Consider the following 23187-nt stretch of genomic DNA (forward strand, 5'->3'; position numbering starts at 1 on the left):
CAAAAGTTAATGAAGTGATGGTGATCGCGATGAATAATGACGAATTAAGCAAACTTCTCAATGATTATTTTGAAGCATACCAAAATACAACTAAAATTATGATGGACTTGGTGGCCTGGCCGTTGAGTCAAAATAAACTGTCATTTGAGCAATTTTTAATTTTGCGGCGAATTGCAACAACTGATGAAGTGACACTCAATGATATTGCCATTCAGCGGCAGGTAACGCGTAGTGCGATTTCACGGCAAGTTAAATCATTATTGATGCAACATTATGTTTTTCAAGTACCTGATCCACGTGATCGGCGGCGATTATACTTACACTTAACGGAACGTGGTCAACAAGTTGAGCGGATCGTGGATCAGGCGATTACACGGCACTTTGATCATTGGGTCAACCAGCTAGGGGCATCGCAAATTGATCAAGTTTTCAAAATGATGGGGACTTTTAGTCAGCAAGTGACGGATCTTGGTGAGCCCCAAGTACATCCAATCTTACACTAGATTGTACTTTGAATATATCGACGATTTTGATGCGGAAAGCGTAACGATACTTATGGCTGTCAGATGAAAATAAGCTTCACGGGAATTATTAATTCTCGTGAAGCTTATTTTCATCTGACAGCTATCATTGGCAAAGCAAATCATCAGCCGTCAGTTAGTTTTATCGAAAACTCAAATTTTTTATTTATAGTAGCAATTTATGTTAGTGACACAAACCTTATTCCAATCAGCGATTAATGCTTAAAAAAGTTATGATAGATACTCTCGCAAGCTTCTAGAAACATACCGATAGCCATTAAGTACATCGCTAACATATTTTGCATGGTGAAGACTAAGTATAGTAGAACCGCATATAAGAGTAAAAAGAAGATTGCAGTAACTTTGGAACCAGCCATTTAAATCACACTCCCAAATTAGGCTTGATAAGCTAGGACTGTCATTGTGGCAAACTGGGTTAGTGACCAATTGCGGCATTATGACAATGAACACGCTTTGATTAACTTCATTCTAACGCAGCTCCTAGTAAATTAAAAATCGCATTGAATTTGATTCTAAATTATTTAGTGTTCGGTTATTGCTTTTATTTGAACATAATGATACGATTAAATACGTCAAAATAATGTCAAAACACGAACGTTTACAATTGTTCAATTATAATTTAAACGAATATCTGGAGGGAATCATGAATAAAATTGCGGCATATTTTAATTTTTCAGAATTGAAAACGTCAATGCGGACTGAGGTACTGGCCGGCTTGACGACGTTTGTCTCAATGGCTTATATCCTATTTGTTAATCCGAGTGTCTTAGGCGCTTCGGGGATGGATAAAGGGGCGGTTTTTACCGCTACGGCATTAGCTTCAGCATTAGGATGTCTATTAATGGGGCTGGTGGCTAAGTATCCAATTGCTATTGCACCTGGACTAGGGGTCAACGCATTTTTCACCTATTCGGTTGTGATTGGGATGGGGATTAAGTGGCAAACTGCTTTAGCAGGGGTGTTTGTAGCCGCAATCATCTTCATGTTAATTACGATTTTTAAACTTCGGGAAATGATTATTGACGCGATTCCGCGTGATATGAAACTCGCAATTTCAGCTGGGATCGGGTTCTTCATTGCATTCATTGGTCTTCATGGTGGTGGCTTGATTGTTGCTAATAAATCAACGGTTGTTGGCCTGGGATCATTGACAGTTGGAACGACCTGGTTGACGATTTTTGGTTTGATTGTAACGTTAATTCTGATGAGCCGGAAAGTACCTGGTGGGATTTTTATTGGGATGGTCTTAACTTCGATTTTAGGGTTAGCCACTGGTCTGATTAAGATGCCATCAACGATTGTTTCAGCAGCGCCCTCTTTAAAACCAACGTTTGGCGTTGCACTTGGTCATATTGGCGATATCAATTCGTTACAACTAATCATTGTTGTTTTGACTTTCTTATTAGTGACGTTCTTCGATACGGCTGGGACGCTAGTTGGCTTGGCAGAACAGGCTGGCTTTATGAAGAACAATAAGATGCCACGCGTCGGGAAAGCTTTGATGGCCGATTCAACATCCATGTTAGTTGGATCAGTACTAGGAACCTCACCAACCTCTGCTTACGTTGAATCTTCAGCTGGGATTGCGGTCGGTGGTCGTTCTGGGATGAGTGCGGTCGTCACTGGGGCGCTCTTTATCTTTGGGTTATTCTTCTCACCGTTATTGAATGTGGTGACGGATCAAGTAACGGCACCAGCATTAATTATTGTGGGTGTCTTGATGGCGGAATCTTTGAAACAGATCAGCTGGGAACGATTTGAAATTGCGGTACCAGCTTTCTTGACAGTTATTGGGATGCCATTGACGTATAGTATTTCTGATGGGATTGCCCTAGGTTTCATCGCTTATGTCATCACGATGGTTGCAACTAAGCATGCCAAAGAAGTCCATCCATTAATGTATGTGCTATTCTTTATTTTCATTATCTTCTTATGGATATTAAATGTTTGATGAAATTTGGTCGTGAGATATGATTAAGTAATCAAGCTATTACGAATTAACTAGTTGAGTTTATCAGGGACTACCGGCGCAGGCGTCGGTAGTCCCTTTTTTTAACGGAGAAATAAAGCAAAACTTGATGAACGTCAAGTTACCCAGATATCAAAATAATTATACTGAAATCATTCAAGTAACTAGGCAGTGATTAGATGGCAAATTTTTGCACAAATGTAAACGTTATCGTAACGTCGTGGGTTTGTGGGCTAACAATGATGGCTAGCCCAATTAATATTTATTGTGACTTGTGGCTTAACCGAATATTGTTGGAAGTGCGGTTCGTGTACTGTGAACGGTCAGAACCAATTAAGGCAAGATGCGTAGTCGCTTCAACTAGTACCGAATGATGGTTGTTGAAAAAAGTTGAAATGTCGTCAAGCCCCGTCGTTAACACTTGTAAACCATAGAAGTTTTCGTTGAATTCACAATGATAGATAAAATCTATCGATAAAAGCGTTTACATTTTAAAAATTCGTGATTACAATAAAGTCGTAAAGTTGATAATTAAAGTATATCAGAGGAGGACATTACTAATGGCTAAAATTAGTGGTTCAGATGCCGTATTAAAAGTAATTCAGAAGTGGGGCGTAAAACATATTTATGGTTTGCCCGGTGGGTCGTTCGATTCAACGATGAACGCCATCTATAATCAACGGGAAACGTTGAAGTACATCCAAGTACGTCACGAAGAAGCTGGTGCGATTGCCGCTTCCGCTGATTATAAGCTAACTGGAAAGATCGGCGTCTGCTTTGGTTCCGCTGGCCCTGGTGCTGTCCACTTACTGAACGGATTGTACGATGCTAAGGAAGATGGTATTCCAATGTTAGCCATCGTTGCACAAGTTCCAACTAAGCGGATGAACATGGACTTTTTCCAAGCAATGAATGAAGAACCGATTTTTGATGATGTTGCGGTCTGGAATCGCACTGCAATGACTGCCGAGAGCTTACCAATGCTTACCGATGAAGCGATTCGGCAAGCCTATGCCCACAATGGCGTAGCGGTCTTGACAATTCCTAAGGACTTTGGTTGGGCCGAAATTGAAGATAACTTTGAAACCAATGCCGGTGTGCATACGGTTAACTATCCAGCGCCAACGGCTGAATCGGTTGCCGATGCGATTGAATTAATCAAAGCTGCTAAGTCGCCAATGATTTACTTTGGCGTTGGCGCTAAGGATGCGGCTGAAGAATTAAAGGCTGCTTCTGAAAAATTCAAGATGCCACTGGTTTCATCAGTATTAGCAAAGGGCATTATTGAAGATGACTATCCCGCTTACTTAGGATCAACGGGACGGGTTGCCCCTAAGCCGGGTGCTGAAATTGGCTTTAGTACGGATTTGATTCTCTGGGTCGGCAATAATGTGCCGTTCAGTATCTTCCTATTTAATAAGAAGGCTAAGGTCATTCAAATCGATATTGATAGCGAAAAATTTGGTAAGCGCCACCATACGAACGTTGCTATTCAGGCGGATGCTAAGAAAGCCTTAACGGCGATCAATGCAGCTGGTGAAGCGCGCGCTGATTCAGCCTTTTATGACGCTGCGGTTGCTGATAAAAAGAACTGGGACAAATGGCAAGCCAGCTTCAACGATAGTACTGAATCACCAGTGCGCCCCGAACCAATCTTTGATGTCTTGAACCAAGAAGCTAGTGACAAAGCTGTTTGGGCCATCGATGTCGGCAATGTTAATATTAACTTTGAACGCTTGATCCGAATGCACGGTGACCAGAAATGGGCAACTTCCGGGATTTATGCAACAATGGGCTTCGGGGTTCCTGCTGCGCTGGCTGCTAAAGTTAACTACCCAGATCGGGATGTTTACAGTTTGAGTGGTGATGGTGCCTTTGCGATGTTGTCAGAAGAAATTTTGGCACAAGTTAAGTACAACTTGCACGTCATTAACATTGTCTTCAGTAACGAGACACTGGGCTTTATCGAAGCCGAACAGACCGACGATACGCATCAACCACTCTCTGGTGTTGATTTGCCAGATACTGATTGGGCCAAGGTTGGCGAAGGCTATGGTGCGGTTGGCTATACGGTACGAACTAAAGCTGAATTCAAACAAGCCCTTGAAGATGCTAAGCAGACTGATAAACCAGTTGTTATTGATGTCAAATTAACGCATGCAATGCCATTTACAACGGAGCATATGTATTTGGATGACGCATGGCAAGATAAGGATAAGATTGCAGCCTTTGTTAAGAAGTACGATGCTCAAGACTTGAAGCCATTCAGTTACTTCTTGAAGCAGGCCCAAGCCAATTAATTAGGCAAATGATTAACAAAAGGGACGCGATTATCGCGGCTCTTTTGATACATAACACTCAATTGGCTGCCAGCAATAGCGTGGCGGCAATCCTTAATGTTTTGAGTTAGGCTAGGTTGAACGTTAGGAGGTCGACAGATGCAAGTTATCAAATTAGATGCTCACCAATTACAAAGATTGGCACCACAACCGCCACTGGTGTTGGCCTTGGGATTTTTTGATGGCGTGCATCAGGGCCACCAGCGTGTCATTCAGACGGCACGAAGAATTGCTGTGCAGCGGGGGTTACCGTTAGCCGTGATGACCTTCAATCGGCATGCGTCCCAATTATTTCAATCACACACCAAGTTTCGGTATCTCAATACGGTCACGCAAAAAATACAACATATGGCTGATTTGCAAGTACAACGGCTCTATATTACTGATTTCAATAATCAATTTGCTAAGCTGTCACCAGTAGCCTTCATCAAAGACTATCTGGTAACGTTAAATGCCCAAGTCGTTGTGGCGGGGTTTGATTATACGTTTGGTCAGGGTGGAACGCATGGGATGCGTGAGTTAGCCCAACTTGGCACGCCTTATTTTGAAACAGTCACGGTAGATCGTCTGGCGAATCAACAATTAAAAGTGAGTTCAACGCGAATTCGGGGATTGATTGCGCAGGGGCAGTTGGCATCGGCTAACGATTTATTAGGATACCCTTACGAGACACAGGCAACACTTAAACCATTGACGCGGGCGATAATACTAGCCAATACTCGTCAACAGGTGCCAGCAGCTGGTGACTACCGTTGCTGGTTAGTGGGGGCCAATTATCGGCAGTCAGTGGTTATTCGAGTGGCAAACACACTTCAAATTATCTCGCCATATCAATTACCGCCACTAGCGGATGATCTGACGGTCAATATTCAATGGCAGAACCGGGTCGCACAAGTGGACAGTACCACAACCGTGCATCAGCAACGGTCACAATTATGAAGTTAGCAACGATACTAGTATGCTAATAAATTAATGGAGAATGTTCAAATGTGAAGATGCCGCATCAGGTGAACTAGAGCTGGCGATACTTGCTTAGCTGTTAAATTACACAAGAAATACAGAGCCATCCTAAGTTATCCGGTACCGGATGATTTGGGACGGCTTGTTTTAATCTCAGGTTTATTGGTAACTAACTCGTCCCACGCGTTTAATGGTCAACGGTGAAAAACGTGGAATAAGCACATCATGATCAGTGTCTGTTAATATTGTCGAAACGTGCGTCAAAAGGTTAATTGAGGCACGCTTTTTATTAATAAGAATTTGCTTACAAAAAGTAAGCACATTAATTGCATTTTTGTTTGGAAGCGATTTATAATACACTTGTTAAATGAATTGAACCGGATGATTGAGCTGGTTCAAAGTTGAAGGGACGGGATTTAAATGACAAAGATGATTGCAGGGCAAGCTTTGGTTAAAGTATTGGAAGCATGGGGTGTGGATCACCTCTATGGTATTCCTGGTGGCTCAATTAATCACACGGTTGAAGGCTTGTACCTTGAAAAAGCTCATATTGACTATATTCAAGTACGGCATGAAGAGGTGGGCGCATTAGCGGCTTCGGCAGATGCCAAGTTCACAGGTAAGATTGGGGTTTCATTTGGTTCTGCCGGCCCTGGCGCAACTCACTTATTCAACGGATTATATGATGCCAAGATGGATCATGTGCCGGTACTAGCGTTAGTCGGACAGGTCCCACAAGCAACGATGAACACGAATTACTTCCAGGAAATGGATGAAACACCGATGTTCAGTGATGTTGCGGTGTATAACCGAACTGTCACGACGGCCGAACAGTTACCTTATGTCATCAATCAGGCTATCCGTGAAGCTTATCGGCAAAAGGGCCCTGCAGTTGTGATCATTCCGGAAAACCTTTCAGCAGAAGAAATTGATTATCAACCAGTTTCAACACCCAATACAGTTTCGGATACTTTTGAGCAACGGGTTGACCCACAAGCAGTAACTGCGACATTGAAGATGTTAAAAGCGGCTAAGCACCCACTAGTCTATGCTGGTCGGGGACTCCTTGGTGCTCAAGCAGATTTAATCAAGTTTAGTGAACAGTTCAATATTCCAGTTATGAACACTGTTCCAGCCACTGGGGTTATACCCACCAATCATCCGAATGCCATTGGGACATTTGGCCGGCTGGGTTCCAAATCGGGATTCGAAGCTTTGCAACACGCTGATTTGATTTTGTTCCTTGGTTCTGAATTTCCATTTGCCAGCTTCTGGCCTAAAGGAATTAAGATTATTCAGGTTAATAACAACAGTTTTGATATTGGTAAGATGGTCCCCATCGACTACGCGGTCATTAGTGATGCCCAAGCTTATTTGCAGGCGATGATTGCAACTGGTGAAACATTGCCAGCAACAGCTTGGTTAACGACTAATCGCCAAAACAAGCATAATTGGGATAAGTGGCTTGAACAATTAGCTGCCGATGATCACGAGGGATTAGCACCAGAGGCGGTCATGAAGAAAGTGGCTAGCATGGTTGGTCCGCGTGATACCTATGGGGTTGATACCGGAAATGTCTCTGAGTGGGCAGTTCGGGGTCTACCAATGGATCAAGAACAGCGTTTTGCATTGTCAGGTCTCTTTGCAACTATGGGCTTCGGTCTGCCAGCTGGAATGGCGGGGGCCTTGAGTGTTCCGGATAGTCAGGCATGGAGTTTCTCTGGTGATGGTGGCTTTGCGATGGTTGCACCAGATATTATTACGGAAGCGCGTTATGGTTTACCGGTCATTAATGTGATCTTTAGTAATCAGCGGTTTGGCTTCATTTATCGTGAACAAGTTGATACGAAGCAGCACTTGTACGGTGTTGACTTAACGGATGCTGACTGGGCTAAGGTTGCTGACGGTCTTGGTGGCATCGGCTTCACGGTTCAAAATAATCAAGAGGTTGAAGAAGTGTTTGATCAAATCAAGGCACTGCAAGCCAAAGGGAATAAGCGGCCAATCGTGGTTAACGCGGTAATTAAGAATGATGACCCAATTGGCACGGCGTACATGCCGCTAGACCCTAAATTATATGGTCAAGAGGCTGTTGATGCTTATGCCAAGGCTAACCACATTGATATCGAAAAGCAACCTTCACTAGGTGCTTTATTGCGTGCCCAAGGTGATCAGTTGTAATTAAAAATAATGACGAACAAAAAAGCCACTAATAGTAGGGAAACCTACCATTAGTGGCTTTTTTAGTGTCACAACTAATTACTATTTTTGATTAAAAGTACCAGCTTCCACGTCACGAATGAACTGTTTTAAATGATCAAAGTAGACGGGAGCGTTGTCAATCATGTGGTGGTGGCCACCATTTGGCGTCGTTACTAAGCGTGAGTTAGGAATATCACGAGCCATGCGACGGGCTGAAGCTAACGGCATGGTTTCGTGTTCACCAAAAGTTAACAATGTTGGTACTTTAATATTGTGAATTTGGTCGCGAATATCCCATTCCTTTAATTTACCGGTGATAACAAATTCATTGTCCCCCTGAAAGGCATTGTAAACAGGGGTGGCCGTTGTACTGATTAAATGGCGAATTGAAGTTGGTTGCTTACGATCGACATAACCGGCGTTCAGTACATCCACATATTTTTGATATTGCGGGTCATTCCAGTTACCTTCAGTTTCTTTTTGCTTCATGTAAGCAACGGCATCTGCAGGTAAGGCTTCTTCACGGCATTTATTAACGTTCACGACGTATTCTTCAATGTTATCGACCATGCTTGAAATGACCGCACCCTTTAGATGCTGACCATACTTCAGGGCGTACATCATTGTAAGGGCGCCACCCCAAGACTGACCAATCAAGTAAAAGTTATCAAGGCCTAGCTTTTGCCGGACTTCCTCAACTTCGTCTAAGAAATAGTCGTAAGTGAGATATTTTTTGGCAATTGCGGGGTCCGAATAGTCAGGTTGGTCCGAATACCACGATCCTAGTTGATCGTACATTGAAACTTGGACGCCTAGATCTGATAGTTCATCACCAAAGTTTTCCCAGTATTCATGATTACCACCGGGCCCACCGTGGAGACATAATAATTGAATGTCGCCCTGACCTTGGGTATTAGTCCATAAATGGTAGCCATTATCCAGCGTGATGATTGTTGTTCCTTGTTTCAAATGATCACCTAATTTCTTAATATTTTACTAGTTATCTTACCACTGTTAACTGAGTAGGGTCAAAATAACTAGTAAGAATAGATAAGTTTAACAAGGGTATCGAGATAGAGCAGTAACACTGGCATAAGACAATGACCATCTCCCAGTGCGATACACGGGAGCAAACTGGCAGAGTCATAATTGCGGCTGAGTGTCGTATAAAGACAATAATTGGCGTACTGTGAGTATTAAATTAGGTTTATACTAGTAGACATGTTAGTTTAAACTAAGCATGGACATTGATACGACACTGTATTGGTTAACCAGTCATGAATCATGATTAAAACGTGCCAACCGGTTAAGATCAAAAGCAGCCAGCTTAGGCCCGCTGGAAACAGGTCGAGTTAGCGTAAACGTGCTAAGTTTGCTCGTCCTACACCGACTTCCAGGCATTTCGGCCAATTGCTGGAACGCGGTGGACACAGATTTAAGCCGCAACCCACGTCTTAAATACTGGTCTTCCACTAATCAAGCAAAGGACGCTTGCTAAGTGGAATATCACCGCTGAGCATTGGCCGAAATACCTTCCAGTCGGGATAGTATTCGAATGGCAGACATGTGCGTACCCAACTTTTGCTGGATTTGTCATTGTTTTTCATAAACGATAATTTTGTTAATCAACTGTCAGACTGAAAATGATATTGAGCCAGCTCACTAATCCTGAATCGGTGTAGTAAGATTTAATCTCTCGACAAAGTACTAATGCACCTAACGCTTTGTTTAAAGTTTCAGTATCAAAATAGCCAACGATAAGTTATACCAAGTTAAGTGCCATTCATCTGCCATCCAAGCGGCTTCCCGAAACGTGTTCGGTGCCACTGAAGCCTGTGTTCGCTACGCCAAGACCGCATCAATCTGTTGGCTAGGCAATGCTCGGCTTCAACCCGTGGCCCCTCACACTTTTTTAGACCGTAGGGGCTGGGCGACAATGCTCAGTAGCCAAATTATTCTTAGCTGGAAGTGAATTTCTTCCGGCTTAGAATAAGACTCGTATTTGAGATGACGCGGGTTGGGCGTTAGCTCAAATCGACGTCGGCTACGTTCCAGCAATTGGCACCCAGCCCCGGAGGTCGGCCTAGGACGCGCATATGCTGACGAATAGTAATCCGACTAACTGGCACGTTTTAATCATGATTCATACTAAATAATAAGTATAATGCGTATTGTTAGTAATAAGGCCAAAATGATTGTGCACAATTCATTTGACAAGCGGTTACATTTTCGGTGATAATACATAAACTAACCGTTACAGAAAAATGTAATATTACATTTTTTTAATTCAATTGCGGTTAGTTAACCAATATGAAATAATGGGTTAACTAATTAGAGATGGGTGAGATTGATATGGCAAATCAAATCGCGGTTTTACGCTTGCTAATTCAAGCGGCACCCGCGTATTGTTCAGGTGATTGGTTAGCACAACAACTCGCAATCAGTCGAACTGCTATTTGGAAATTAGTACAGGGATTGCAGGCGGCGGGCCATACCATTGAAAGTCGGCATGGACGCGGTTATCGATATGTCGCTAATAATCAACTAAGTGCTCCGGCAATTGAGTACGGGCTTGAGACATTGCCACCGTTCAAGGTGACGGTTCTGCCGACGGTTGATTCAACGAATGCCTATTTACGTCGACTGGTCACCAAGATGCCGCTAACGGTTCCAACGGTGGTTGTTGCCGACACGCAAACAGCTGGTTATGGCCGGTCGGGTCGTGAATTTTATTCGCCAAGTCAGACGGGAATTTATATGAGTATTGGTCTACCAATCAATAGCCGGAATGTGCTAGATGCAGGATTGTTGACCACTAGTACCGCAGTGGTGGTTGCCCAAACATTGCAGCAACTTTTTGATGTCCATGTTTCCTTAAAGTGGGTCAATGACGTGCTGGTCAATCAGCATAAAGTGGTTGGCATTTTATCAGAGGGCATCACCAGCCTTGAAACTGGACAGATTTCAGCTGTCATCATCGGTATTGGAATTAATCTGACCACGACGGTTTTTCCAACGATGCTGGCCCATAAAGCTGGTTCGGTCGTGGCTAATAAGACTAGTGTGACGCGTAATCAAGTTATTCGTGAGCTGTTACGGCGGTTCTTTGACGGCTACCCAACGTATCGCAGTGGTAATTTCATGGCGGCTTATCGGCAATTGTCAATGGTCATCAATCAGCAGGTGGAGCTGCGGAGTGGTGCCCAAATATATCGTGGGGTTGTTACGGACATTGATGCGCGTGGTGCACTGGTTGTTCGATTGGAGACAGACCAGGTTCGCCACTTCAGCTCAGGCGAAATCACTAAAGTGAATCTACTGACCGGTGGTTATCATGGATAACAAGTTTGTAAAATCAGCTTATTAAATAAATAAACAAACGACAATAATCTTTTAAAACAATTTCTGATTCAATGCTTTACCGGTTCATACTGTTGTATAGTAGACGTTAGGCATGAGAAATATTGGGCAGATTGACCATAGTTGGTCGGCTCAATTGGTGGGTTGAGTGAAGCTTAAATTGTTGAATGTATGGGAATGATAGCGAATGGGTTAATGCACTAACGTTTGATTTATTTATAGTATAATTAAGTTTGGGATTATATGTGTTCAACCAGCATAATCAATAAAGTGGTTAATAAAAATAATTAATGAAAGTTAAATAATGCTGGTCAATACGGTCATTTACATATTATAGTAAAGGTACCGAGACGCTAGTGGGTTAGTTAATGTTTATAGAAACAATTCAAGGGGTAAGAGGAATATGAATGAAAATTTGCGGAGCGTAAATATGAGCCGAACAATGAGCCGGATGAATCGACACCGAATGAATCCGCGGCGATATATTACCGGGTTTGATGGTATCCGGACATTGGCGGTATTAGGTGTCATTATCTATCATTTGATGCCGGCCTCGCTACAAGGTGGTTATTTAGGAGTACCAATCTTCTTCGTTGTTTCAGGTTATTTGATTACAGATATTTTATTACAAGACATTTTAACACGGGGGCATGTCCGTATTTGGCGGTTTCTTGGGCACCGGATGCGCCGATTATATCCGGCTTTTGTCACAATGCTACTAGGAACGACGGCGTATATTACGTTATTTCAACGCTCGTTACTGACGAATATTCGGGCAACCGTGTTAACCAACTTAGTCTACGTTTATAATTGGTTTGAAATCAATCATGGTCAGAGTTATTTTGATCGTTTTAACGGCGAGTCACCATTTACACATCTATGGTCACTTTCCATTGAAGGTCAATATTATCTATTTTGGCCATTAGTGATTGGCATCTTGATGGTCATCTTTAAGAAACGTTCGCGAATTTTTTGGTTTATGATGATAGCTGCTGGTATCTCAGCAATAACCATGGCCATGTTATATGATCCGGCTAATACTAACCGGGTGTATTACGGGACTGATACGCGGATGTTCGCAATTCTGTTGGGGTCCGGGCTAGCCTTTATTTGGCCATCGCGGGAATTATCAGCGGACATTGCTAATGTTAATCGTGTGACATTGGATATTCTAGGTGGGGCCTCGTTAGTTGCAATTATTTGGATGTTTTTCCAGATGTCCGGCCAATCCGATTTCACTTATCGCGGTGGGATGCTGTTATTTACGATTCTATCAACAGTACTCGTGGCAACTGTCGCTCATCCGGCTAGCCATCTTAACCGGGTATTAACAAATCCATTGTTTAAGTATGTAGGTCAGCGGAGTTATGGGATTTATTTGTATCAGTTTCCAGTCATGATTTTTTATGAAACTAAAGTTAAAAATATTGGGGATCACTTGCTACTTAATAGTTTGATTGAAGTGGCGCTGATTCTAGTTGTGACGGAATTGAGTTATCGATTTATTGAAAATCCAATGCGGCATTATGATTATAGCCGGTTGTTTATTGATTTCAAAGACTTTTTGCGCAGGCCAAAGTTTAACCGGGTCACCACTGCAATTGTAGCTTTGACAACCGTTTTATTCGTGATTACAGCAGTGGGTTTTGTACAACAGCCAAGCAAGGCTGAGGCTAACAAAAAGACTGAATTACAAAAGACGATTGCGGCTAATTCAAAGGCGGCGGACAAGAAAAATGCTGCGGCATTGAAACGGCAAAAGGCTGCTCAAGCAGCAGCGGCTTCCAGTAAGAAGGTTGCGACTGAAAAGATGCAAACTAAGCAAGCGGAAGCTAAGCTCAATTCGAAGCAAAAGCAAGTGGCCAAAGACTACGATTTGAAGCCACAAGTTGTTTTGGCGATGGCGGATACTGATTTAACAGCGATTGGAGATTCGGTGTTGCTAGACTTTTCTTCTGATTTGCAAGATGTTATTCCAGGTGCGGTCGTCCAAGGTCGAGTGGGTCGGCAAGTGACAGAAGTGCCAGGAATTATTAATTCGTTGAAGTCACAAGGACAGTTGGCCCACAATGTCTTATTGAACATTGGGACTAACGGAACGATTACTAATGACCAAGCAGAACAAGTGGTTAAGTTAATTGGCAAGGATCGGCAAATCTTCTGGGTAACGGCCCACGTGCCAACTCAGAGCTGGCAAAATCAAGTTAATGCGCAAATTGCGAAGACGGCTAAGCAGCATGCTAACGTGCATGTCATTGATTGGCATGGTCGGGCGCAAAATCAGAGTGGTTGGTTTGCAGCTGATAATGTGCACCCTAATCCCACTGGTAATCGACAGTTAACGAATTTAATCGCGAACCGGATTGCTGAAGTTAATAATAATTAGAAAGAAGTTCCGGCTTGCTATTATGACAAGTTGGAACTTCTTTGCTGTTAATTGATGGTATGAATTATTGCTAAAATGTGCCTTTTCAAGGTAAATAATTGTCGTCAGTATCTGTACGTTTTACCTAGTCTACTAAGTGTGAGCGATGCAGCTAGTTCTGATTATTGAGACCAATCGCAACTTTGATTGGACAACATCTACCATCGGTGTTGGGGTACTACTTAAACAAGTTGACACTGGTTTGAATTTTATTCAGCGGCCCGTATTTGACAGCCACTATTTGGGAGATTTTAACAAGTATTAGTGTCGCGAATGCTAATTCAAGACCGGCTAGATGTGTGACTAAATAAAAGCTAACTCAAATTGCCCCCCAGTTAACAGATTGAGTGTTAGCTGGGGGGCAACGATGTTTAGTCCGTTATTTTTTTCATTGGAACGTGCAAACGAATATCATTTAGATTGAGTGAGTACTGCAGGTCCTGATTTCCCCGAATTGTCATCTTCATGTCGGTTGCGTAAATGACCAGGCCAAGTTGATGGCCCTTAAGCAGGTGGTGGAAGAGTGGTTGTAGATCCACCGCAAAGTCGTAAAATGCATTTGGTTGAATCGTCTCTGCATGCCATGGATGGTGGCGGTTCTGCAAGTTGAGATGACCATTAGTAATCATCTTGAACGGTGTTTCACCTGCTAACTTGAAGTCTTTCAAGTCATCTTCGCGCCAATGATAGCCTAAGTCTAGTGCTTTGGCCGCTAGCATTTGCGGGCTAACAGTCAAACGACGGGCAGCACCGTAATCAATCAACATGAAACTCAGCATACCAAAGTTTTGATTGACGGCCACGGAACCGGTGACGTGCGGGACCCCTACTAATAGTTGATCTTCAGGCGCCTGCCAAGACTTGAATAAGAGACGATGATCATAGAGTGGATTCAACTTGTCTTCTTGTAATAAGTCGCGCTGCCAAGCATCTAAGTGGTTTTTGTAGTGGTCAAATAACTTATCAGGTAATTTGTCCGTAAAATGGGCGGCACGCTGATCGACAGTGTGGTCGGCCGGAACTAATTCCTTATACTGGACTTTGAAATCTAAAGCGTCGGTTGTGTCTTGCCACCAATTGTCATAGCCATGCCAAGTCTGTGCTTGCGTGTTGTCTTGCACTAAGACGTTTGGTAGTAACGTATCAGCGTGATTATCTAAATCATATAATTTGTGACTCAACCATAAGTTCATCATATCGGTGAAGTCGAGTGATTGTAAATTATTGATGTAGATATGTTGGCCTTGATGCAAAATGAGTTTCTTAGTTACGGGGACAGCTTGTAGTTTATCCCACAAATTGGCGACATTACGTGGCTTGACGTTCCAGTCATTGAGCCCGTGGACCATCACGATATCGGCCTTGATATTGTCAACGTTTTTGAGATAGTTACGTTCGTCCCAGAATCGGGTGTAATTACCACTTGCCCGGTCTTGATCAGCGGTCAGTTCCGCCAGCTTCTGATCGAAAGCGGGTTGGATCTGATGGGCATCACCGGCTTTTAGGCTCCGTGAAAAGACTTCAGCAGCCAATACATCGGTGTCTTCACCTTGAAATGTGTCCGGAGCGACGACTAAGCCATTGTCACGATAATAATCATACCAACTTGAAATAGCAGCTTCAGAAATAATGGTCTTAAGCCCGGCGACACCAGTTGTGGCGGCAGCCGTTGCTAAAGTCCCCAAGTAAGAACGTCCAGTCATGGCAACGGCGCCATTGCACCACCAAGCCTTAATAGCAACATCACCATCGCGATTGGTGAAGGCTTGACGTTTGCCAGTCAGCCACTCAATAATTGCGACTGTTGACGTTGTTTCATCGACATCGCCTGTAGGTGCTAGGCCATCCGAGTCAATCGAGCCGATGCCGGCCGCATAAACGACGGCAAATCCCCGAGCTAAGAAATAATCGTTAAGTGTATAGGATTTTTCACGACTAAAAGTTTCTTCCGCCGTAGTGGTCGTTGCTTCGGCAGTTCGAGCGGCTGGTAGTTTAACATTGGCTGGATGGTACTCGATGTCCGCGTAAGTATTGTCATCCGGTTCTTTAGCGGTCAGTGGGACGTCCACGCTGTGCATTTGGGCATCGCCAGCCTGGTCATTAATACCCTGATTATAAGGACTGGCTGTGTAGAGAACCGGAACCTTTAAACCCGTAGCAGTTTCAGCTGGTCGAAGAATCTCAACTTTGAGCAGGTCGCGTTGGCCGTCATGATCGGTGTCTAGCGGTGCTTCAACGTACACAACATCACGCATGAGGGTGTGGGTGTCGAAAACTGCTTGGGCTTTACCATTGAAGAAGAGTGGTTTTTGTTCGTTTGGTAATTGATAGAACGGCACGAAGTAACCCCGAGTCGTCAGTGCCTCAATCAAGGTTTGCCCATTATTACCGCGGGTGTTTAATAGTAAGTACCATGCGTAGTAGAGGGCTTCACGATCAAAGGCACTGTCACCAACCATTGGTAAGTGGATGTCGCGCATAGCGAGGAGGGGATCAGCCAGTTCGAAATCTTGTCCGGGTAAAAAGCCTAACAATTGTAGGCCGACGTTGTAGAAGACTTGATTGTTAACGATAGTAGCATCTGTGAGCCATTCAGTCAGGGTGTGCTGACTAGTTGCCATGATGTTATTAAATTTGTGCTTTAACCCACTGGCCGTGTGGACTTCTGGCAAGCTTTTGGCAAGAAGGGCTTGATAGACGGCTGGCACAGTAGTCAGGGCGTCCATGTCGGGCGTAATAAAATGAATCTTGGTGAGTTCGGCAATCGCAGCTTCCGAATCGGTCGGGACGATTGCAAATTGATTGTTTTTCATAAGTAAGTTCCTCATTAAGTATTATTAGAAATATTATACCGCTAATTGGCCGAGAACCAATGCTTCTTACTGACAAGTTTGGCGGAGTATGGTAGGTTAATTGCAAAGTGAACTATCGAATGGAGGAAGTAAATTGAGTAATTTTCCAGTCTTGTATACAACCCATGCAGTTAATGAAGATGGTATTGAAGGTCAAGCGTATGTTCCTGAAGGATTACGGGTCGCGGTGTCGAGTCCATTAAAGGCGGTCCCTGGTACTAATCCGGAACAGTTGATCGGATTAGCTCTCAGTACGTGTCTCAACGCCACTTTAGAAGCCATCGAAAAGGAACACGGACAAAATCATCAAAGCAAAGTTGATACAACGGTCAAAATGTCTCGGGATCGTTTTGGCTACCAGTTCTTTTTAGACGCCCGCGTCACTATTCCAGAAGTGGATGCTGAAACGGCAGCACATTGGCTTGCTATTGCGGAGACGCGTTGCCCGGTAGCTAAACTAGTTGGATCATCAGCCAATGTGACAATTCAGTTGGCCGAATAGTATTGTGATGTCAAGTAACCATTGAGTGTTTACCGATTAGAGCTGTCGGTAGGCTGACTAAAACGTGGTTCAGATCGTCGGGCCTTCAGTTGCCGACAATCTGAACCACGTTTGTGTTAATGATGGCTGTTAATCTTATTGAATAGATGATGTAAGCTTGGTCGCTGACAGTGGTGGCTAGCAACTGCTGACTGCACCTTTTCGACTTGTTGCAAAGCTAGTTGCTTGGTCTTTTCACGTTCGATCTTAAGTTGCTTGCTTAGGGCCCGCGATTGCCAAAAACCGTGAACGCCGATGGCAACTGGAATAATGTGTAAAAGGGTGGTTGCGGGAATTAACCACGGATACTTACTGAATAGTTGAATGACCTGCGTATGGTGTTCGTGGAGGTCGTCGTGAATTGTTTTAGGTGTTAGCATCATTAGATCACGCTCCTTATTAAGTACCATCATCATACCGTAAAATGAAATCGTTGTCATTGCCAGTGTTGAATTGATGGTGGTAATTAAAGTGTGGGACAAGCAACCTTTTGGCGCACGTCTCGACAAATGGGCAGAAAAATTGTGCACAGTTTCTTGAGAAGGCTTTTCTTCAGAAACTGTGCACAATTAGTTTTGGCTCACTCTATTTAGTTGTTTTTATTGCAATCGTTAGTCGTCAGTTTTATTCATCCGACTGTGTCGAATCCCATAACCAAAATAAATAATGAGGCCCAGTACAAACCAAGCTAGTGAAGCTAGCCAAGTTTCTTTGGATAACTGTGTCATCATAAACAGGCAGAGTAGTCCAGAAATAACTGGTAGTGCCGGGTAAAGTGGCACTCGGAAGCCTTTGATTTGGTTAAGCTTAGGGTTGCGACGTAATAGTAGAATGCCGAAAGAAACGAAGGCAAAGGCAATCAGCGTTCCAATATTAACAAGGTTTGCTAACTGATCTAAGGGAACCAAACCACCGAGAATCGAAATGACGATTGTGACTGTCAGCATTGCGTTCTTGGGTGCATGATGTTTATCAATTTTGCCTAAGAAACGTGGCAGTAAACCATCACGGCCGATTGAATATAATAACCGCGAACTACTATAGATCATTGTTACCATCATCGTAAACATTCCGGCAAGAGCCCCAATCGAAATGATACCGGCAACGAAGTTTTGATGGACAAGTTGTAAGGCGAACGCAACAGCATCGTCAACGTTTAATTGCTTGTATGAAACCATCCCAGTTAGAACGCCGGAAACGAGAATGTAGAAGATGGTACAAATGACTAACGTCCCAATAATTCCAATGGGCATATTTCGTTTGGCATTTTTGACTTCGGCCGCGGATGAAGAAACGGCGTCAAATCCTAAGTAAGCAAAGAAGACAACTGCCGCCCCCTTGAGAATGCCCATGCCTCCGAATGGCGCAAAGGGTGTCCAGTTACTTGGTTTAACATAAAACGAACCAACTAGTAAGAAAAGGACAATAATGGCTAATTTAACCACCACAATAATATTATTTAAACGAATCGATGTTTTCAAACCAGTGTCGATAATCCAAGCAATTAAGCAGACAATCAAAATTGCGACGATGTTAATATAGGTGCCGTGTGCGGGATCGAATGAGCCGGTAATCGCTTTAGGCAGTTTGAGACCAAAGCCAGCGATGAATGAATTGAAGTATGCGGCCCAACCAACGGCCACGGTTGCGACGGCTAATACGTATTCAAGCACGAGGGCCCAACCAATGATCCAACCAATCATCTCACCATAGACGATGTTCCCATACGAGTACGCTGAGCCAGCAATTGGTAGGACTGATGCAAATTCGGCGTAACACATTGCGGCTACGGCACACACGATGGCGGCTAAGACGAAGGATAAAATAATTCCGGGCCCCGCCTTAGTTGCGGCCACGGTTCCGGGAAGAATGAAAATCCCAGTCCCAATCACGGCTCCAATCCCTAAGGCAATCAAATCGACTGCCGAGAGGGTACGTTCAAAATGACTATCTTTTTGTAAATAGCGCTCCAAATCTTCTTTTTGGAAAATACGCTGGAAAATCCCCATAGCATGGACCACCTTTTTGGTTATTTGTAACAGTTAATTGTCATTATCGACAATTTGTCATGTCAATATGATACCGTGGTTGATTATTAAAAGTCAATTAGAACCAGCCTTTTATTATTAATAATTACATAGGATGCCAGATTAGATGCCTATAAAAACAAGCAATCTGTTGATAAGGATTTGAACGGGACGCTTTAACATGTAGGCGCGCCGTTTTTTAAGACTAAATTTGCAACTCTGAAATGAGTCTGTTGTTTTAATAATGTATAAACATCGAATATGATTTGAAAGGACATCGTTAGTACGTTAAACTGTTAATTCGATTCGGCAAAGCTTATAATATTGTTATTAGTAGAAAGTCAATTTTAGAATGGTGGGATTCAGATGGCAGCGGCAATTGATATTACTGGGCAACACTTTGGTCGATTGATAGCAGTGCACCGAGCAGGGCGTGCTAAGAACGGTAATGCGCTCTGGTTTTGTCAGTGTCAGTGCGGTCGGACTTGTGTCGTGGATTCTTACGTTTTACGCCATGGTAAGACACGGAGTTGCGGGTGTTTAGCAGCCGAACAGAGTCGGCAAAATATTTTTAATAATCCACAAGCAGTTTCACATATGGGCGATCCTAGAAATTTGAAGATTCGTGATCACCATACGGATGTGAGCTCAATCAAGAAGTCAAAGCGCAATACTAGTGGGGTCGTGGGTGTTAGTTATGATAAGCAGTCGGATTCCTGGGTGGCTCACTTCTATTACAAAGGAACGTACATATTGAACAAGCACTTTGTTCATTTTGAGGATGCTGTCCAAGCACGGCGGACGATGGAACGACAGTATTTAACTTCGTTGAAAGAATGAGACGCGGTACTAGCATGGTTTGGTGGAGCTAGCGATTAGAACGCACAGTGTGATTAGTTTGAATCGTCTTACAACTAGTGTTGAGTCACAGTGATTTTAAGCTGTGGCTCAATTTTTTGTTGAATGCTTTTGGTGGTTAGTTACCGGCGGCCTCAAACATGGTGATCAAACTTTCGCCGTGACGAATAGGTTACAGTCAGTCTGAGTTCTGATAAAATAGGCACTAAATGAAATAAGAGGGGGTACGATGATTGTCAACAATGTTAGTTGCGGAAGATTTGTCCGCAGTCGGTGGCATTTCGCTCAGTTCAGCGTTACCAGTATTAACGGCGATGCAGTATGATGTGGCCGCCTTACCGACTAGCCTATTGTCAACCCATACTAGTGGGTACGGGACGCCTGCTGTGGTAGACTTATCAACGTGGTTACCACAGGTTTTTCAACATTGGACGCGAGCACAGCTTCATTTTGATCAAGCACTGATTGGGTATGTTGGTTCGGTGACACTTTGTCAGCAACTTACGACTTACTTAGAACAACAGTCATTATCGTTATTAGTTGTTGATCCGGTACTCGGTGATTTAGGTCAATTCTATCAAGGCTTTGATCAGAACTATGTTGAGGTAATGCGTCAGCTGATTCATCAAGCAGATGTGATTTTGCCAAACACAACGGAAGCGGCCTTACTAACGGGAATTCCATATCAGGCCACCCCCGAGTTGCAGCGCTTGTTGCCGGCACTGCAGCAACAATTAAAAGCAGGTGCACACGCGGTCATCACGGATGTGCAACGTGCGGATCAAATTGGGTGTGCATGGTTAGATGAAGCTGGCAACGTGCAATTTTGTGGTGAACAACGGCTACCTGGTCATTATAATGGCACGGGTGATACCTTAGCTGCGGTAATTGCTGGTTTGTTAGGGCGTGGTAATGCGTTAGCCCCAACCTTAGAACTTGCCAACCAGTGGCTTAATATGGCCGTTGCGGAAACGATTGACCAAAATCGGACGGACGAGCGTCAAGGGGTCGCGTTAGGACGTTTGCTCCAGGCAATTTTGGCCTTCAATTGAGGGTGGAACATGTTATACTAAAGCATAATTCATAATTAGGAAGGTGCGACTTCATGAGTACAGAAGTAGCTAGTGGTGCGGTCGTCTATCAACAAAAGGATGGTCATCCCGCTTATTTATTATTACAGAGTGCGACCAGTGATTTTTGGGGATTTCCGAAGGGCCATGTGGAAGGTACTGAGACTTTAGCTGAAGCAGCTAGGCGTGAAATTCGTGAGGAAACGCAAATTGAAGCGACGCTTGATACTAATTTTAAAGTATATACTGAATATGACTTACCTAATGGCAATTTGAAGCAAGTCACTTTATTTGTCAGTGAAGTTCCTAGTGGGACTGCGGTAACCCGTCAAAAAGCTGAGATTAGTGCGATTGGCTGGTTTGACTACGCGGCAGCGCGGGAACGGTTGACTTATGATAATTTAAAGCAGATGTTAGATCAAGCTAACACGTACATTGAGCAGCACTTACAATAATAAACGACTGTAAAAAAATTACTGGTGCCGTCGCATAAACGGTACCAGTAATTTTTAAACAATATTTTTAGATTTGGCTTAGGCCTGAGTTTGTAAGTTTGCAACTGCATCTTCGATTGTTACGCCTTCAGCGAACAATTCTGGATGAAGTTTGTCAGTTGCGACAAACATTTGGCGTTGCGTATCTAAGACAATGCTGAACCAGCTATTTGTTTTTTGAAATTGCATATGACAAAACTCCCTTCTGAAAATTGTTGGTTTGCTACGAGATGCGTGAATCATCTATTTGAACCTTATAGGTACGTTACTATACTCGGTTTACCGAGTTAACGCAAATGAAAAGCTTTACATGAATTAAAAATGGAGGTTTATTAACTTTGACATCGAAACGGATCTTTGTAATTACGGGGCCAACTGGAAGTGGTAAGACCACCGTCAGTCATTATTTACGGTCACAATATCAAATTCCACAGGTCATTACTCATACGACTAGGGCGCCCCGTGAAGGCGAGGTCAGTGGTCAGGATTACTACTTTGAAACCCCTACTAGCTTTGCCACTAAGCATTATTTAGAGCACGTCACGTATAGCGGTAATCAGTATGGTTCTTCACGAGAGGGATTGGCGGCCGCGTGGGAACAATCGCCGTTGATCAGTATTGTCCTCGATACGGCTGGCGCGGTGACCTATGCGCGTGAATTGGGTGACCAAGCGGTGGTGATCTATCTTGAAGTTGCTGATCAAGATGCGTTAATTCAACGCTTGACTAAGCGTGGTGATCTGCCTAGCCGCATTCAAAAACGCGTGGCGAGCGATGAATATTTGCGTGATCAAGCGCTACCGACTGGATTAGTGGGGCATGCACACGTTATTGTTAATGATGATTGGCAGACAACGCGGCAGCAGCTGGATCAACTAGTGGCCAAATATTGTCCGGCTGATGCGTTGTCTAAAGATTAGTAGCGTCGGTGGCTGGCGCGGTTCGGGCAACGTGATTAACTTTTACGTCTGAATATGCTAAACTAAATAGTAATGGTTATTATTTAGTAGAGCCCTGGTCATGTAGGAGGAAGTAAGTTATGGAAACACCAATTGAACAAGCCGTCGCAATTTTACGCCGTAATCAGCTTAAAATTACGAAGCAGCGGCAGGCATTATTAGATTATCTGGTGACCTATCAGGACCACTATGTGGCAATTTCGGCCGTTGATGAGCACATGCGTACGTTGTTTGCAGGAATGAGTCATAATACGATTTATCGTAATATCAAAGAGTTTGAAACGTTAGGACTATTGGAGTTAAAAGCTCAGGCCAATCAAACCTTGGTCAAATATCAGTGTGATTTCAAGCATCAACATCATCATCACTTCGTGTGTTCAAACTGTGGTAAAGTAACGGAACTGCAAGCTTGTCCGCTAGATGAGTATGAAGCCCAGTTACCGGGCTGTACGATTACGGGTCACCGTATTGAAATTTATGGATTATGCGCGGCCTGTACGGCTCAACAAGCAATCAATAGCTGACGGGAGTCGGCTTTTTTTGTTGAGTCAGGTTGAGTAAAGAGTTTCTTAATTTGCGATAGAATTAG

Annotated in this window: 19 protein-coding genes; 13 read left to right on the plus strand and 6 right to left on the minus strand. The window is 43.5% G+C overall.

Translation table 11 applies throughout. The features are described from left to right. Positions 1 to 29: 29 nt before the first annotated feature. Positions 30 to 503, plus strand: coding sequence for a MarR family winged helix-turn-helix transcriptional regulator (locus LP667_RS03325; RefSeq protein ID WP_033609201.1), 474 nt, complete (start codon positions 30 to 32; stop codon positions 501 to 503). A 233-nt stretch (positions 504 to 736) separates the two neighbouring features. On the opposite strand, the gene LP667_RS03330 is transcribed toward LP667_RS03325, so the two are convergent. Continuing rightward, positions 737 to 898 (minus strand): hypothetical protein, encoded by a 162-nt coding sequence (locus LP667_RS03330; RefSeq protein ID WP_021730135.1) that lies wholly within the window; start codon positions 896 to 898, stop codon positions 737 to 739. A 287-nt stretch (positions 899 to 1185) separates the two neighbouring features. On the opposite strand from LP667_RS03330, the gene LP667_RS03335 reads away from it, so the two are divergent. The 4 genes from LP667_RS03335 to LP667_RS03350 all read left to right on the plus strand — a co-directional run bounded on the left by LP667_RS03335 (position 1186) and on the right by LP667_RS03350 (position 7991). Continuing rightward, on the plus strand, positions 1186 to 2493 hold the full coding sequence (locus tag LP667_RS03335; RefSeq protein ID WP_021730136.1) for an NCS2 family permease: 1308 nt from the start codon (positions 1186 to 1188) through the stop codon (positions 2491 to 2493). A gap of 578 nt (positions 2494 to 3071) precedes the next feature. Beyond that, complete coding sequence (gene spxB / locus LP667_RS03340) at positions 3072 to 4811, plus strand: pyruvate oxidase (protein ID WP_021730137.1); 1740 nt, start codon at positions 3072 to 3074, stop codon at positions 4809 to 4811. 138 nt (positions 4812 to 4949) lie between these two features. After that, positions 4950 to 5789, plus strand: coding sequence for an FAD synthetase family protein (locus LP667_RS03345; RefSeq protein ID WP_021730138.1), 840 nt, complete (start codon positions 4950 to 4952; stop codon positions 5787 to 5789). A gap of 441 nt (positions 5790 to 6230) precedes the next feature. Further along, complete coding sequence (locus LP667_RS03350; protein WP_021730139.1) at positions 6231 to 7991, plus strand: thiamine pyrophosphate-binding protein; 1761 nt, start codon at positions 6231 to 6233, stop codon at positions 7989 to 7991. Between the two features lie 81 nt (positions 7992 to 8072). Here the strand turns inward: LP667_RS03350 and LP667_RS03355 are convergent, their stop codons facing one another. After that, positions 8073 to 8981 carry a proline-specific peptidase family protein gene (locus LP667_RS03355; protein ID WP_021730140.1) on the minus strand — a complete coding sequence of 303 codons (909 nt, stop codon included), beginning with the start codon at positions 8979 to 8981 and terminating at the stop codon, positions 8073 to 8075. Between the two features lie 1383 nt (positions 8982 to 10364). Between LP667_RS03355 and LP667_RS03365 the strand changes: the two genes are divergently transcribed. Next, the gene (locus tag LP667_RS03365) at positions 10365 to 11354 is read left to right on the plus strand and encodes a biotin--[acetyl-CoA-carboxylase] ligase (protein ID WP_033609208.1); all 990 of its coding nucleotides are present in this window, start codon (positions 10365 to 10367) and stop codon (positions 11352 to 11354) included. Positions 11355 to 11775: 421 nt separating this feature from the next. Next, on the plus strand, positions 11776 to 13758 hold the full coding sequence (locus tag LP667_RS03370) for an acyltransferase family protein (RefSeq protein ID WP_080235546.1): 1983 nt from the start codon (positions 11776 to 11778) through the stop codon (positions 13756 to 13758). 410 nt (positions 13759 to 14168) lie between these two features. Here LP667_RS03370 and LP667_RS03375 read toward each other — a convergent pair whose 3' ends face one another. Continuing rightward, positions 14169 to 16610: a Xaa-Pro dipeptidyl-peptidase gene (locus tag LP667_RS03375; RefSeq protein WP_021730144.1), complete on the minus strand. Its 2442-nt coding sequence runs from the start codon at positions 16608 to 16610 to the stop codon at positions 14169 to 14171. 133 nt (positions 16611 to 16743) lie between these two features. On the opposite strand from LP667_RS03375, the gene LP667_RS03380 reads away from it, so the two are divergent. After that, on the plus strand, positions 16744 to 17151 hold the full coding sequence (locus LP667_RS03380; protein WP_021730145.1) for an OsmC family protein: 408 nt from the start codon (positions 16744 to 16746) through the stop codon (positions 17149 to 17151). Positions 17152 to 17267: 116 nt separating this feature from the next. On the opposite strand, the gene LP667_RS03385 is transcribed toward LP667_RS03380, so the two are convergent. Both LP667_RS03385 and LP667_RS03390 read right to left on the minus strand, forming a co-directional pair. Continuing rightward, entirely contained in the window at positions 17268 to 17630 is a 363-nt protein-coding gene (locus tag LP667_RS03385; RefSeq protein ID WP_244282802.1) for a transposase, read from the minus strand. Positions 17631 to 17801: 171 nt separating this feature from the next. After that, complete coding sequence (locus LP667_RS03390) at positions 17802 to 19199, minus strand: amino acid permease (RefSeq protein ID WP_021730147.1); 1398 nt, start codon at positions 19197 to 19199, stop codon at positions 17802 to 17804. A gap of 384 nt (positions 19200 to 19583) precedes the next feature. Between LP667_RS03390 and LP667_RS03395 the strand changes: the two genes are divergently transcribed. From LP667_RS03395 to LP667_RS03405, 3 genes are all read left to right on the plus strand, one after another. Next, entirely contained in the window at positions 19584 to 20057 is a 474-nt protein-coding gene (locus tag LP667_RS03395) for a hypothetical protein (protein WP_021730148.1), read from the plus strand. A gap of 251 nt (positions 20058 to 20308) precedes the next feature. Then, entirely contained in the window at positions 20309 to 21127 is an 819-nt protein-coding gene (locus LP667_RS03400; RefSeq protein WP_021730149.1) for a PfkB family carbohydrate kinase, read from the plus strand. Positions 21128 to 21180: 53 nt separating this feature from the next. Beyond that, positions 21181 to 21600, plus strand: a complete 420-nt coding sequence (locus LP667_RS03405) for a bis(5'-nucleosyl)-tetraphosphatase (RefSeq protein WP_021730150.1) — start codon at positions 21181 to 21183, stop codon at positions 21598 to 21600. A 78-nt stretch (positions 21601 to 21678) separates the two neighbouring features. Here the strand turns inward: LP667_RS03405 and LP667_RS03410 are convergent, their stop codons facing one another. Further along, positions 21679 to 21828, minus strand: coding sequence for a hypothetical protein (locus LP667_RS03410; RefSeq protein ID WP_003641114.1), 150 nt, complete (start codon positions 21826 to 21828; stop codon positions 21679 to 21681). A 149-nt stretch (positions 21829 to 21977) separates the two neighbouring features. Here LP667_RS03410 and LP667_RS03415 point away from each other — a divergent pair, with 149 nt between their 5' ends. Both LP667_RS03415 and LP667_RS03420 read left to right on the plus strand, forming a co-directional pair. After that, positions 21978 to 22559: a guanylate kinase gene (locus LP667_RS03415; RefSeq protein WP_021730151.1), complete on the plus strand. Its 582-nt coding sequence runs from the start codon at positions 21978 to 21980 to the stop codon at positions 22557 to 22559. Positions 22560 to 22678: 119 nt separating this feature from the next. After that, positions 22679 to 23122 carry a Fur family transcriptional regulator gene (locus tag LP667_RS03420; RefSeq protein WP_021730152.1) on the plus strand — a complete coding sequence of 148 codons (444 nt, stop codon included), beginning with the start codon at positions 22679 to 22681 and terminating at the stop codon, positions 23120 to 23122. Positions 23123 to 23187 lie beyond the last annotated feature (65 nt).

The sequence above is a fragment of the Lactiplantibacillus paraplantarum genome (assembly GCF_003641145.1).
Lineage (GTDB): Bacteria > Bacillota > Bacilli > Lactobacillales > Lactobacillaceae > Lactiplantibacillus > Lactiplantibacillus paraplantarum.

Coding starts and splice junctions, on each gene's coding strand:
- LP667_RS03395 (WP_021730148.1), top strand. CDS start 19,584: ATGGCAGCGGCAATTGATATTACTGGGCAACACTTTGGTCGATTGATA.
- LP667_RS03345 (WP_021730138.1), top strand. CDS start 4,950: ATGCAAGTTATCAAATTAGATGCTCACCAATTACAAAGATTGGCACCA.
- LP667_RS03410 (WP_003641114.1), bottom strand. CDS start 21,828: ATGCAATTTCAAAAAACAAATAGCTGGTTCAGCATTGTCTTAGATACG.
- LP667_RS03405 (WP_021730150.1), top strand. CDS start 21,181: ATGAGTACAGAAGTAGCTAGTGGTGCGGTCGTCTATCAACAAAAGGAT.
- LP667_RS03330 (WP_021730135.1), bottom strand. CDS start 898: ATGGCTGGTTCCAAAGTTACTGCAATCTTCTTTTTACTCTTATATGCG.
- LP667_RS03335 (WP_021730136.1), top strand. CDS start 1,186: ATGAATAAAATTGCGGCATATTTTAATTTTTCAGAATTGAAAACGTCA.
- LP667_RS03375 (WP_021730144.1), bottom strand. CDS start 16,610: ATGAAAAACAATCAATTTGCAATCGTCCCGACCGATTCGGAAGCTGCG.
- spxB (WP_021730137.1), top strand. CDS start 3,072: ATGGCTAAAATTAGTGGTTCAGATGCCGTATTAAAAGTAATTCAGAAG.
- LP667_RS03385 (WP_244282802.1), bottom strand. CDS start 17,630: ATGACAACGATTTCATTTTACGGTATGATGATGGTACTTAATAAGGAG.
- LP667_RS03420 (WP_021730152.1), top strand. CDS start 22,679: ATGGAAACACCAATTGAACAAGCCGTCGCAATTTTACGCCGTAATCAG.
- LP667_RS03350 (WP_021730139.1), top strand. CDS start 6,231: ATGACAAAGATGATTGCAGGGCAAGCTTTGGTTAAAGTATTGGAAGCA.
- LP667_RS03325 (WP_033609201.1), top strand. CDS start 30: ATGAATAATGACGAATTAAGCAAACTTCTCAATGATTATTTTGAAGCA.
- LP667_RS03365 (WP_033609208.1), top strand. CDS start 10,365: ATGGCAAATCAAATCGCGGTTTTACGCTTGCTAATTCAAGCGGCACCC.
- LP667_RS03390 (WP_021730147.1), bottom strand. CDS start 19,199: ATGGGGATTTTCCAGCGTATTTTCCAAAAAGAAGATTTGGAGCGCTAT.
- LP667_RS03370 (WP_080235546.1), top strand. CDS start 11,776: ATGAATGAAAATTTGCGGAGCGTAAATATGAGCCGAACAATGAGCCGG.